Source organism: Leeuwenhoekiella sp. A16, from assembly GCF_047946675.1.
Classification (GTDB): domain Bacteria; phylum Bacteroidota; class Bacteroidia; order Flavobacteriales; family Flavobacteriaceae; genus Leeuwenhoekiella.
Map to the genome: position 1 here is coordinate 4,178,367 of NZ_CP172313.1, position 12,897 is coordinate 4,191,263.

At 37.7% G+C, this 12,897-nt stretch carries 8 protein-coding genes; 6 read left to right on the forward strand and 2 right to left on the reverse strand.

Features of this window, described 5'->3' with window-relative positions:
- The first annotated feature begins 92 nt into the window (after nt 1–92).
- The 5 genes from ACH3O9_RS18260 to ACH3O9_RS18280 all read left to right on the forward strand — a co-directional run bounded on the left by ACH3O9_RS18260 (nt 93) and on the right by ACH3O9_RS18280 (nt 10,427).
- Nucleotides 93–1,169, forward strand: coding sequence for a DNA topoisomerase IB (locus ACH3O9_RS18260; RefSeq protein ID WP_416442850.1), 1,077 nt, complete (start codon nt 93–95; stop codon nt 1,167–1,169).
- 141 nt (nt 1,170–1,310) lie between these two features.
- On the forward strand, nt 1,311–4,142 hold the full coding sequence (gene uvrA, locus ACH3O9_RS18265) for an excinuclease ABC subunit UvrA (protein WP_416442852.1): 2,832 nt from the start codon (nt 1,311–1,313) through the stop codon (nt 4,140–4,142).
- A 49-nt stretch (nt 4,143–4,191) separates the two neighbouring features.
- The gene (locus ACH3O9_RS18270; RefSeq protein WP_416442854.1) at nt 4,192–4,881 is read left to right on the forward strand and encodes a TIGR00730 family Rossman fold protein; all 690 of its coding nucleotides are present in this window, start codon (nt 4,192–4,194) and stop codon (nt 4,879–4,881) included.
- Between the two features lie 110 nt (nt 4,882–4,991).
- Nucleotides 4,992–7,820 (forward strand): metalloprotease, encoded by a 2,829-nt coding sequence (locus ACH3O9_RS18275; protein WP_416442856.1) that lies wholly within the window; start codon nt 4,992–4,994, stop codon nt 7,818–7,820.
- A gap of 192 nt (nt 7,821–8,012) precedes the next feature.
- The gene (locus ACH3O9_RS18280) at nt 8,013–10,427 is read left to right on the forward strand and encodes an alpha-ketoacid dehydrogenase subunit alpha/beta (RefSeq protein WP_416442858.1); all 2,415 of its coding nucleotides are present in this window, start codon (nt 8,013–8,015) and stop codon (nt 10,425–10,427) included.
- Nucleotides 10,428–10,501: 74 nt separating this feature from the next.
- On the opposite strand, the gene ACH3O9_RS18285 is transcribed toward ACH3O9_RS18280, so the two are convergent.
- Nucleotides 10,502–11,341, reverse strand: coding sequence for a 1,4-dihydroxy-2-naphthoyl-CoA synthase (locus tag ACH3O9_RS18285; protein WP_416442860.1), 840 nt, complete (start codon nt 11,339–11,341; stop codon nt 10,502–10,504).
- A 205-nt stretch (nt 11,342–11,546) separates the two neighbouring features.
- Between ACH3O9_RS18285 and ACH3O9_RS18290 the strand changes: the two genes are divergently transcribed.
- A complete protein-coding gene (locus tag ACH3O9_RS18290) occupies nt 11,547–11,954 on the forward strand; it encodes a hypothetical protein (RefSeq protein ID WP_416442862.1) in 408 nt (135 codons plus the stop codon).
- Between the two features lie 14 nt (nt 11,955–11,968).
- On the opposite strand, the gene ACH3O9_RS18295 is transcribed toward ACH3O9_RS18290, so the two are convergent.
- Nucleotides 11,969–12,805 (reverse strand): S1 RNA-binding domain-containing protein, encoded by an 837-nt coding sequence (locus ACH3O9_RS18295; protein ID WP_416442864.1) that lies wholly within the window; start codon nt 12,803–12,805, stop codon nt 11,969–11,971.
- Between the last annotated feature and the right edge of the window lie 92 nt (nt 12,806–12,897).

The following is a 12,897-nucleotide window of genomic DNA, read 5'->3' on the forward strand; positions in this document are numbered from 1 at the left end:
TGGTTCACAAATTTACAGCAGCTTTGCTCTATTTTTAGACATTTAATATTTCCTTATCATATATCTGTCATACTTCAGCCTAAATTTGGATTATGACCATTTCTGAAGAAAATCTTGAGGAAATCTTATCGAGCCCGGAAGAAGCGGCCCGCCTCGCAGATCTCATTTACGTTACTAGCGAAAATTTAAAAATCACCCGTAAAAGGGATAAAAACGGCTTTTCTTATGACAAAAACGGAAAACCGGTTAAAACTAAAAAATTACTCAATCGCATACATAAATTAGTGATTCCGCCGGGCTGGGAAGATGTACGCATAGCCGAACCTGAGAACGGGCATCTGCAAGCTGTAGGACGTGATGAAAAAAATCGTAAAGTTTATCTCTATCACGATGTATGGAACAAACTACGCAATGAGACCAAGTTCTTTAAAATGGCGTCTTTTGCTAATATTTTGCCGCAAATACGCAAACAGGTAGATCTTGATCTTGACGGTGAAGAAATGACCCGGCGCAAAGTACTTGCTCTTGTCATTCGCCTTATGGAAGAAACTCACATACGTATAGGTAATGAGTGTTATGCCAGACGCAATAAAACCTACGGACTTTCAACACTACGCACGCGCCATGTGAAAACTACCGCGCAGAACATGCGTTTTAAATTTGTAGGCAAAAAAAGTAAAGAGCACGATATCACGATTACAGATAAAAAACTTATAAAACTGGTAAACAGATGTGAGGAAATCCCGGGCTGGGAACTCTTTAAATACTACGACGACCGCGGTAACAAGCATACTATAGACAGTGGCATGGTAAACGATTATATACATGAGATAAGCGGCGATCTCTTTTCTGCTAAGGATTTTAGAACCTGGGGCGCCACAAAAATTTTCTTTGAAAGCTTACGCGAAAGCGGATACATTGCAGATGAAAAAGCAAATGCTAAAAACATCCTTACCGCGTATGACGCTGCGGCAGCAGGCTTGGGAAATACACGCGCAGTCTGTAGGAGCTATTATGTACACCCGGCTATTGTAGAGAGCTACGCCAGCGGAAGTATAGTTCCTTATTTTAAAAAGGTAGAAACCATAAAACAGAAAAAAACAGACTTACTCTCTCAAACCGAAAAAGTCATTGCAGAGATGCTCTCTAATTATGAAGTAGAGTTTTAATCCTGCAAAAAAAGAGCTGTCTTATATAAATCTAAAATTTGCTGAGAAGCTCCAATTTTAAGTTTTATATAACGGTTATTCATTACTGGTCACCTTTCTATTTTTCACCTAATTAAGTACCTTTGCAGCTTGGTAAAAAAAATGGCAGAAACACAAGAATATATTGAGGTTTATGGCGCTCGTGTGCATAACCTTAAAAACATAGATGTAAAAATTCCCCGCGAAAAATTAGTTGTTATTACCGGCCTTTCAGGCAGTGGTAAAAGCTCCTTGGCTTTCGATACTATTTACGCAGAAGGACAGCGTCGCTACATTGAAACTTTTTCGGCATATGCCCGTCAATTTTTAGGTGGTCTTGAACGACCTGACGTTGATAAGATTCAGGGTCTGTCACCCGTTATTGCGATAGAACAAAAAACAACAAGTAAGAGTCCGCGGTCTACGGTGGGAACAATTACAGAGATTTATGATTTCCTGCGTTTGCTCTACGCGCGAGCCAGTGATGCTTATAGTTATGTCACCGGTGATAAAATGGTAAGCTACAGCGACGAGCAAATTAAAGATCTTATCATTTCAGATTTTACAAACAAACGCATCAACATTCTTGCTCCTATTGTAAGAAGCCGTAAAGGGCATTACCGCGAACTTTTTGAACAGATCGCAAAACAGGGTTTTGTAAAGGTGCGGGTAGATGGCGAGGTGCGAGATATAGTAAAAGGAATGAAAATAGACCGGTACAAAACACACGACATAGAGATCGTGATAGACCGGTTAAAAATTGAAGAAAGTCAGGATATCGCAAAAAGATTGCTTGAAACTATAAACACTGCCATGTATCATGGTGATGACGTTTTGATGGTTCTTGACCAGGATACTCAGGAAGCGAGATATTTTAGCAGAAGTTTAATGTGTCCTACATCCGGAATTTCATATCCTAATCCTGAACCTAATAACTTTTCATTTAATTCTCCTAAAGGAGCTTGTTCTAAATGTAACGGTATTGGCCAGTTACAAGTAGTAAATCCTGATAAAATAATACCAGATAAATCTAAGTCTATAAAGGCCGGTGGTCTTGAACCACAAGGCCCGCAAAAAAGCAATTGGGTTTTTAAGCAACTTGAGATAATTGCCCAGAGGTTTGATTTTAAATTGAGTGATCCTATTTCTGAGCTTTCTAAAGATGCTATAGAAATGATTCTTTATGGTGGCAAGGAGAAATTCTCAGTCGAGTCAAAAACCCTTGGTATTACACGTGATTACAAGATAGATTTTGAAGGTATTGCTAATTTTATAGAAAATACTTTTCACAATAATGATTCTGCTTCCTTAAAGAGATGGGCAAAAGCCTATATGGATAAGATTGATTGCCCAGAATGTCATGGCACGCGGCTACGTAAAGAATCGCTTTACTTTCGTGTAAACGAAAAAAGTATTGCAGAACTGGCTCAGATGGATATTCTTGAGCTTGCAGATTGGTTTAAGGTTTTGCCCAAAAGCCTGAGTGAAAAGCAAATTGCAATAGGTGAAGAAATCATTAAAGAAATAAATGCTCGCATTCAATTTCTTGTAGATGTGGGTCTTACCTACCTTTCTCTTAACAGAAGTTCTAAATCGCTGTCTGGTGGTGAAGCGCAGCGTATACGTTTAGCTACACAAATAGGTTCACAACTTGTAGGAGTTTTGTACATTCTCGATGAACCAAGTATAGGCTTGCATCAACGTGATAACGAGAAATTGATCAATTCACTGGTTTCATTAAGAGATATAGGGAATTCTGTACTAGTGGTAGAACACGATAAAGATATGATCTTACGTGCAGATCATGTTATAGATATAGGGCCACGAGCTGGTAAACACGGTGGTGAGATTATTAGCGAGGGAACGCCGGAAGAACTCTTTAAGCACCATACATTAACCGCCCAGTATCTTAATGGAGAAAAGGAGATTGCCATTCCCGAAAAAAGAAGAGCAGGCAACGGTAAGGAGATCGTACTTAAAGGTGCAACTGGTAATAACCTGAAGAACGTAAATATTAAACTTCCGTTAGGTAAAATGATAGTTGTAAGCGGTGTTTCTGGCAGTGGTAAGTCAACGCTCATCAATGAGACGCTTTATCCTATAATGAATGCGCATTATTTTAATGGTGTAAAAACTCCGCAGCCTTATAAATCTATTAAAGGGCTTGATAATTGCGATAAAGTAATTGATATTAATCAATCGCCAATTGGCCGTACGCCACGCTCAAATCCTGCTACTTATACAGGCGTTTTTAGTGAGATACGCAGTCTATTTGCAAAGATTCCGGAAGCTATGATACGCGGGTATAAACCGGGTAGATTTAGTTTTAATGTTGCCGGCGGGCGTTGCGAGACCTGTAAAGGTGGTGGTCTGCGTGTGATCGAGATGAACTTCTTACCAGATGTTTATGTAGAGTGTGAGACTTGCCAGGGTAAGCGTTTTAACAGAGAGACTCTTGAGATACGGTATAAGGGCAAATCAATATCAGATGTGCTTGAGATGACCATAAATGAGTGCGTTGAGTTTTTTGAGCATATTCCCAAAATATACAGAAAGGTAAAAACTATAAAAGATGTGGGGCTGGGTTATATTACCCTTGGTCAACAATCTACAACACTTTCGGGCGGTGAAGCGCAGCGTATAAAACTCGCTACAGAATTATCTAAACGTGACACAGGAAACACTTTCTATATACTCGATGAACCTACAACCGGTTTACATTTTGAAGATGTACGCGTACTTATGGATGTACTTAATCGTTTAGTAAATAAAGGCAATACAGTGTTGATCATAGAACATAATATGGATGTTATTAAAATGGCAGATTATATTATAGATATAGGATACGAAGGCGGAAAAGATGGCGGGCAGGTCGTGGCAAAAGGAACACCGGAAGAAGTAAGCAAAAATAAAAAGAGCTATACCGCCCAGTTTTTGAGAAAAGAACTAATTTAGGCGGTTTTGGTTTCGCACCAAAAGCTTTTTAGTAACGTTAAAATTTATAATGAGAAACGAGAATAAACATAAAGGTTGGAATGAGATTAAAACCAATGACTCTTGGGCAATATTCAAGATCATGGGTGAATTTGTTAGCGGATTTGAAAAACTAAGCCGCATTGGGCCATGTGTTTCCATCTTTGGAAGCGCACGCACAAAACCAGATCAGAAATACTACAAATTAGCATCAGAAATCGCACAAAAGATAGTAGATAATGGCTACGGTGTTATAACCGGTGGTGGTCCCGGTATTATGGAAGCCGGTAATAAAGGCGCACATCTGGCAGGTGGTACATCTGTAGGTCTAAATATAGAATTGCCATTTGAGCAACATGACAACCCTTATATTGACAGTGACAAGAGTATTGACTTTGACTATTTCTTTGTGCGCAAAGTAATGTTTGTAAAATACTCGCAAGGTTTTGTGGTCATGCCGGGAGGTTTTGGCACGCTAGACGAGCTTTTTGAAGCTATTACGCTTATACAGACAAGAAAGATCGATAAATTTCCTATTATTTTAGTAGGTACAGATTTCTGGAAAGACCTGCTGGGCTGGATACGCACTACACTTCTTGACAGTTTTGCAAATATTAGTGATGCAGACGTTGATCTTATTCATCTTGTAGATACTCCAGATGAAGTTATTGACGTTCTTAATGAGTTCTATTCAGAATATGAACTTAGTCCTAATTTCTAATAAAAGATAATTACCAATCCGGTTACTTCAATTTTACGTTAGATATTAAAGATGATCTCTCAATTCTTTTTGATGCCCGTTTTCCCTATTAATTTTCTAAATATAAAGGATTGAGCAAGTACTTGTCCTTCTATGTTTTATGCCTTCTGCTCTGTGCTAATCCTGCATGGAGCCAGAACCGCATTACAATACATGCTAAGTTAAACGCTTCCGCGAAAACGATACGTGTACAGGAAGAAGTAGTATTTGTAAATACTACAAATGATACGCTTAACCAATTGTATTTTAATGACTGGGCAAACAGTTTTTCATCTAAACAATCTGCGCTGGCAAAACGTTTTGCTGAAAATTATGATCGTAAATTTCACCTTGCAAAAAATGAAGAGCGCGGGAGCACAACCATAAAATCAATCTCAGATAGTAAGTTTAGCTTTCTTGATTATCACAGACTTGATGACGCCATAGATATTGTAAGAGTACAATTGCGCAACCCTGTCTATCCCAGGCAGGAGTATAAGCTCAATATCTTTTATGATCTTAAATTGCCAGATGCCCGTTTTACTGAATATGGCGCGTTACCTAATGGTGATTTTAATTTACGGTTCTGGTATTTGAGCCCGGCGGTCTATGATGGCAAATGGGAATATTACAGCAATAAAAACCTAAATGATCTTTACACTGCGCCAACTAATTTTGACATTACTTTTAATCTTCCGCAAGGTTATGAGGTAACTACAGACCTTGAAAAAACCGCCCTACAGACTCAAAAATCGGCCGAATCTGTTATAAAATTGACTGGTACTTCCAGAAATAGCGCGCGAATTTTCCTGAAAAAGATTTCAAATTTCGAGACTTTTAAAACGGAAGATCTTTCGCTAATAAGCAACATTTACGATAATAAAGTAATTGCTCCCAGCAGAGCTATAATTGCAGATAGAATTGTAAGATATCTCAACGACAAACTGGGCCCCAACCCTTTTGACAAATTATTGATCACCGAAATTGATTACAAGGAGAATCCTGTGTATGGTCTTAATCAACTTCCCGATTTTATTAGGCCTTTTCCAGATGGTTTTCAGTATGAACTTAAAATATTAAAAACCAGCATAAGCAATTATGTAGACAATACGCTTTATGTAAATCCTCGTACAGACAGATGGGTCACAGACGGGATCAAGACCTATCTTATGATGGAATATATGGATAGATATTATCCTAACCTCAAAGCCTTTGGAAGTCTGGAGAAGTCTTGGCTGGCAAGTAAATTTGACGCATCACAATTAGAATTTAACGATCAGTACAATTTACTTTATATACACATGGCGCGTCTTAATCTTGACCAGGCGCTTTCTAAACCTTACGATTCTCTTATAAAATTCAATAAAAATATAGCCAATAAATATAAGGCAGGCAGCGGCTTTCATTACCTCTCAAAATATCTTAACAGTGATCTTGTGGATCGATCTATTGCCGATTTTTACAATGACAATAAATTAAAACTAACATCATCTGAAGATTTTAGGAAACTAATAGAAAACAGATCAGGAAAGGATCTTGAATGGTTCTTTGGTGACTATGTAAGTACACGTAAGAAAATAGATTATAAGATACAGAATGCGTACAAAAAAGGTGACTCTCTTGTTGTCACCTTAAAAAATAAGCGCAACTCCCAAATGCCTATTTCTTTGTACGGGCTTAAAGGAGACAGCGTTGTTTCTCAACAATGGGTAGATGGTTTTAAAAATCTAAAAAAAGTTACTATAGCGGCAGATAGTGCAGATCGGGTTGCTCTCAACGTAAAAGGCATCGTCCCTGAGTATAACAGGCGTAATAATTACAGAAAGGTTAATCCTTTCATCGGTTTTAATAAACCGGTTCAATTTAAGTTATTTCAGGATATCGAGAACCCTGCTAAAAATCAGGTTTTCTTTATGCCGGTTTTTGAATATAACCTGTATGATGGTCTTACAATTGGAGCAAAAATGTATAATAAAACGCTTCTTTCTAAACCATTTAGTTATAAAATAGAGCCTCAATACGGTTTAAAGTCAAAAGCCATAATTGGTGGTCTGGGCTTCACCTATACGCAAAATATAGAAGAGGGTAATTTGTATGCGATACGTTATGGATTCTCAGGGAATACCTTCTCTTATGCGCCAGATGCTTTTTACACAAAATATACGCCCTTTATCACATTTGGTTTTCGTACTGATGATTTAAGATCAGACAAAAGTCAGTCTTTAACGCTTAGAAATGTAAATGTAAACAGAGACAAGTCTAATGTCATTACTAACGATGATCCAGACTATAATGTCTTTAATATTAGATATTCAAACAATAATCCCGGTGTAATAAATGCCTTTAACTGGGAAACAGATTTTCAACTGGCAAAAAAGTTTAGCAAACTTTCATTTACAGCTAAATACAGAAAAGTTTTCTTAAACAACAGGCAGTTTGATTTGAGAATATTTGCCGGTACATTTTTATACAATGACACCCGTAATGATGGTGATTACTTCAGTTTTGCATTAGACCGTCCTACAGATTATATGTTTGACTATAATTACTACGGTCGTTCTGAAAGTTCTGGTCTCTTTAGCCAGCAGCTTATTCTTGCTGAAGGTGGTTTTAAATCTATTCTTGATACGCCATTTGCAAATCAATGGATGTTTACAGCCAATACCAGCACAACCTTATGGCATTTTATACATGGTTATGGCGATATAGGTTTGCTCCATAATCAGGGGCTCAACACAAAGTTTGCGTATGACAGTGGTGTACGTGCCGTGCTGGTAGAAGATTATTTTGAGCTATTCTTCCCGGTATATTCTTCAAACGGATGGGAAATTGCCCAGCCCCATTACGATCAGAAAATCAGGTTTATTGTGACGCTTAGTTTTAGAACATTATTTAATCTATTTACCAGAAAGTGGTATTGATTGTATTGAAATAGATAAGCTTCCGCGAAAAGTTATTAGGATTAATTTAATAAAAATAAATCAAAATCTACTTTTAGTATCAAAAAGCCGATTTTAAGGCTAAAAATTGCGATTTTGATACTTTCCTTATTTTTCAGAGCATTGTTTGTCAAGTGAATTTTGTCTATTTTTGTCAAACAACCTTTCTAAACTATGGCTATAAAATCTGATTCCCTCACGCAACTCTCTTATGAAGATTTTAAGGTAACCGTCCTTGAAGATTATAAGATCGCTGTCACGAGCCGTGAATGCAGTATTTTAGGCCGTCGTGAAGTTCTTACAGGCAAAGCAAAATTTGGCATTTTTGGCGATGGTAAAGAAGTACCACAGCTGGCAATGGCTAAAGCTTTTAAAAATGGCGACTGGCGCTCAGGATACTACAGAGACCAGACATTTATGATGGCGATAGGTGCCTATTCTATAGAAAACTTCTTTGCAGGGCTGTATGCTCACACTAGTATAGAGCACGATCCCATGAGTGCCGGTAAGCAAATGGGCGGGCATTTTATAACCCACAGTTTTAATGAAGACGGTACCTGGAAGAATCTATTGAATCAGCGTAACAGTAGTGCAGATATTTCTCCTACAGCAGGTCAAATGCCAAGACTATTAGGTCTGGCGCAAGCTTCAAAAATATTTAGACATGCGTCTAATAATTTAAATGCTACAGGACTTTCAGATAAAGGAAATGAGGTAGCCTGGGGTACTATAGGTAATGCCAGTACGAGCGAAGGATTATTTTTTGAAACTATAAATGCGGCCGGCGTCTTGCAGGTACCTATGGTAATCTCTATTTGGGATGATGAATATGGTATTTCTGTGCATGCTAAACACCAGACTACAAAAGAAAATATATCTGAGATTCTCAGCGGTTTTCAGCGTAATGAAAATGAGGCCGGATATGAGATAATTACAGTAAACGGTTGGGATTATCCCACTTTAGTGGAAACTTTTGAAAGAGCCGGTGCTATTGCCCGCAATGAGCATGTACCCGTTCTACTGCATGTGAAAGAACTCACGCAACCACAGGGTCACTCTACTTCAGGATCGCATGAGCGCTACAAGAGTGCTTCCAGATTAGAATGGGAGCGTCAATACGATTGTAATGTTAAGATGCGAGAGTGGATGATAGCAAATCAAATTGCTACCAATGAGGAACTTTCAGAAATAGAAAAGAATATAAAGCGCAATGTTCGCGAGGGGAAGAGAAAAGCATGGGAAGCGTTTATAAATCCTATAAAAGAAGAAAAGAAAAAGCTACTAGTACTTATTGATGAGATAATAAATAAAAGTAGTAATACGCAGTTTATTAGTCCGATAAAAAACACCTTAGTAGAAGAAAAAGACGCTCTTAAAAATGATCTTTTAATAGCTGCCAGAAAAATATTACGATTTCTCACCAAAGAGAATTTTGATGCAAAAACCAAGCTACAAAACTGGATCACAAATTATATAACAAATTGCCAGCCACAATATAGTGCTCATCTTTATAGTGAGCTTGAAAACCGCGCTACCAATATAAAAGAGGTCTTACCTGTATATAATGACGACTCTCAAGAAGTAGACGCGCGTATAGTATTACGTGATAATTTTGATGCTATTCTATCAAATAATCCTAAAACATTAATTTTTGGTGAAGATTCTGGTGCTATAGGTGATGTAAATCAGGGTCTGGAAGGTCTACAGGAAAAGCATGGTGCTTTACGAGTAGCAGATGTGGGTATACGGGAAGCAACAATTATAGGTCAGGGAATTGGTATGGCTTTACGTGGCTTGCGCCCTATCGCCGAAATACAATATCTGGATTATATTCTTTATGCCATTCATACCCTGAGCGACGATCTGGCGTCGTTGAGATATCGCACACATGGTAAACAAACCGCTCCTTTAATCGTTCGTACACGTGGACATAGATTAGAAGGTATCTGGCATAGTGGTTCACAAATGAGTGCGCTTATTCATTTACTACGTGGAATTTATATTCTCACTCCGCGAAATATGACAAAAGCCGCCGGTTTTTACAACACGCTGTTAGAAAGCGATGAACCCGCTCTTATAGTTGAATGTCTTAACGGGTACAGAATTAAAGAGAAATTACCAGCCAACATGGGTGAGTTTAGAACACCTATAGGCCAAATTGAAATAATAAAAGAAGGTACTGACATCACATTACTTTCATACGGAAGCACACTTAGGCTCGTCATGGAAGCTGCCAATGCACTTATGAGCGCCGGTATTAATGCCGAAGTTATAGATGCCCAAAGTTTAATGCCTTTCGATATTAATCATGATACTCTTGAGAGCGTTAAGAAAACAAATCGCCTGCTGGTTATCGACGAAGATATGCCGGGAAGTACTTCTGCTTATCTCTTACAAGAAGTAACCGAAAAGCAGGGAGCTTTTAAATATCTGGATAGCGCACCACAAACACTTAGTGCTCAACCACACCGTCCCGCGTATGGATCTGACGGTGACTATTTTAGCAAACCATCTGCCGAAGATATTTATGAAAAGGTTTACGACGTAATGCGAGAAGCTAATCCTTCAGATTTTCCTAAACTTCGCTAGATTCTAAAGTATTATAAAAACAAAAAACTCCCTAAAATAGGGAGTTTTTTGTTGCTTTTAACCCGATTTTTATACTAAGGGATCCACTTTTTTTCGAAGTTTGGTTTCCGTTTTTCAAGAAAGGCATTTCGGCCCTCTTTAGCTTCTTCTGTCATATAGGCGAGTCTTGTTGCTTCTCCCGCAAATACCTGCTGCCCCACCATACCATCATCAGTAAGGTTCATGGCAAATTTGAGCATCTTTATTGAAGTAGGTGATTTTGCCAGGATTTCCTGCGCCCATTCATAAGCGGTATCTTCCAGCTCGTCATGTGGGATAACAGCATTTACCATTCCCATCTCGTAAGCTTCCTGTGCTGAGTAGTTTCGACCTAAAAAGAAAATTTCTCTAGCTTTTTTCTGACCTACCATTTTAGCCAGATAAGCAGAACCATAACCGCCATCAAAACTCGTGACGTCTGCATCAGTCTGTTTAAAAATCGCGTGTTCTTTACTAGCGAGCGTGAGATCACAAACCACATGTAAACTGTGACCACCACCCACAGCCCACCCCGGTACAACTGCTATTACTGCCTTTGGCATAAACCGAATGAGCCTCTGCACATCAAGAATGTTTAATCTATGGTATCCATCTTCACCTACATAACCCTGATCACCTCTTGCTTTTTGATCACCACCACTGCAAAAACTATATACACCATCTTTAGGTGAGGGACCTTCTGCAGATAATAGAACAACACCTATGCTTGTATCTTCCTGAGCATTATGAAAAGCATCAAGAAGCTCTGCGGTAGTTTTGGGTCTAAATGCATTACGAACTTCTGGCCTGTTAAAAGCGATTCTCGCAACGCCGTTAGATTTTTTGTAAGTAATATCGTCGTATTGTTTTACAGTATTCCAAACGATCTTTGGCATAAAATTGATTTTTGTCAAAAATAACCTGATTCCAACTCTTAATCAAAAGAATTTCTATTTCTTATTTACGACGCTCTTATAAATCTGCTTTTAAAAAAGCATTTGGTCGGCAATTACCACTATTTCATCGTTTCTTATTCCTTTCCTATTCTGGAAAATAAAATGTTAGAAAGACTCCCGACATTTATATAAAATATAAAACCTTATGAAAGTATTAGAGTCACAATTTAGAAATCAGATAGTTGCCCACACTTCATTCGAATTTGGAAACCTATATTTCTTTAAAAATTGTGTTGTGAGTGAGATTAATGAAGGTTTTATTATTGACAAGGAAGAGGCTCTTGAGCTAGGCCAGGAAATCTTAAAATACTTTGATGAAAAGATACAATTCTATGTAATCACAAATCGCATACACTCTTATTCTATAATGCCTAGTGCTCAACGATTTATATCGCAATTTAATAAAAGAATTTTAGCTGTTCATTTTGTGACTTACGATCCTCTTGCGATGCGAACAGCAAGATTTGAAAGTATTTTTTCTTCTGTTAAGATTATGCACTTTACAGATATACATCATGCTATATTAGCAACAAAACAAAGGTTAGTCTCTTAAAAACAGAAAGCTTCTTATTGCTCTTTTAGAATAATGCCATCTTCAAGAATATCAATTTGACGTTCTTTATAAAGCACCCCAACCGCTTTCTTAAAGCTTTTCTTGCTTAACCCTAATTGCGCCTGAATTTCTTCTGGGCTACTTTTATCATGAAGATCCAGTCTGCCACCATTGGCTTTCATTTCGTCCAAAATATAATTGGCATTAGGCTCTACACTTTTATAGCCTTCAGGCTGAAGAAGAACATCTATTTTACCATCTTCGCGTACACGTTTTATATAGGCGGGAAGTTTGTCACCTACGCGCAGATCTTCAAAAATTGTATCTTTATAAACAAGACCTTTATACTTTCCATTAATAATTACATTGGCACCATTATCTGAATAATGAGACACCATGATCTCCACTTTATCAAACTTGCTAACATCAACATTTTCATTCTTTAAAAAATTGTTGAGTTTAGTAGAACCTACGAGGCGGTTTGATTTTTCATCAAGATACATATGAGTGACATAGTATTGCCCTTTTTTCATAGGCGTAACCTGATTTGCAAAGGGCACAAACAATTGTTTTTCTATTCCCCAATCTACAAAAGCTCCTATAGAACTCACATCTGTGCAACGCAAAAAAGCAAAACCATCTTTTTCTATAAGTGGTTTTAAAGTAGTTGCAACGGGACGCTCATCGTTATCAAGATATACATATACATACAACTCATCACCTATTTCAAATTCTTTAGGCATGTATTGACCCGGCAATAAAACTTCATCACCTTCTTCGTTTACTAAAAATAAACCCGGGCTTGTATCTCTGTCTATTTTTAGATTATGGTAAGCGCCTATTTCTAACATAAAAAATAATTAAGCCGTAAAATTACACAACTATAAGCAACCAAAGTAAAATTAAAGAAGTATTCCTTTAATAATAAGAAATAAAAAAGCTG

Excerpts from the sequence above, each read along its gene's own strand:
- ACH3O9_RS18260 (WP_416442850.1), top strand. The coding sequence starts at position 93 with ATGACCATTTCTGAAGAAAATCTTGAGGAAATCTTATCGAGCCCGGAA.
- uvrA (WP_416442852.1), top strand. The coding sequence starts at position 1,311 with ATGGCAGAAACACAAGAATATATTGAGGTTTATGGCGCTCGTGTGCAT.
- ACH3O9_RS18270 (WP_416442854.1), top strand. The coding sequence starts at position 4,192 with ATGAGAAACGAGAATAAACATAAAGGTTGGAATGAGATTAAAACCAAT.
- ACH3O9_RS18280 (WP_416442858.1), top strand. The coding sequence starts at position 8,013 with ATGGCTATAAAATCTGATTCCCTCACGCAACTCTCTTATGAAGATTTT.
- ACH3O9_RS18285 (WP_416442860.1), bottom strand. The coding sequence starts at position 11,341 with ATGCCAAAGATCGTTTGGAATACTGTAAAACAATACGACGATATTACT.
- ACH3O9_RS18290 (WP_416442862.1), top strand. The coding sequence starts at position 11,547 with ATGAAAGTATTAGAGTCACAATTTAGAAATCAGATAGTTGCCCACACT.
- ACH3O9_RS18295 (WP_416442864.1), bottom strand. The coding sequence starts at position 12,805 with ATGTTAGAAATAGGCGCTTACCATAATCTAAAAATAGACAGAGATACA.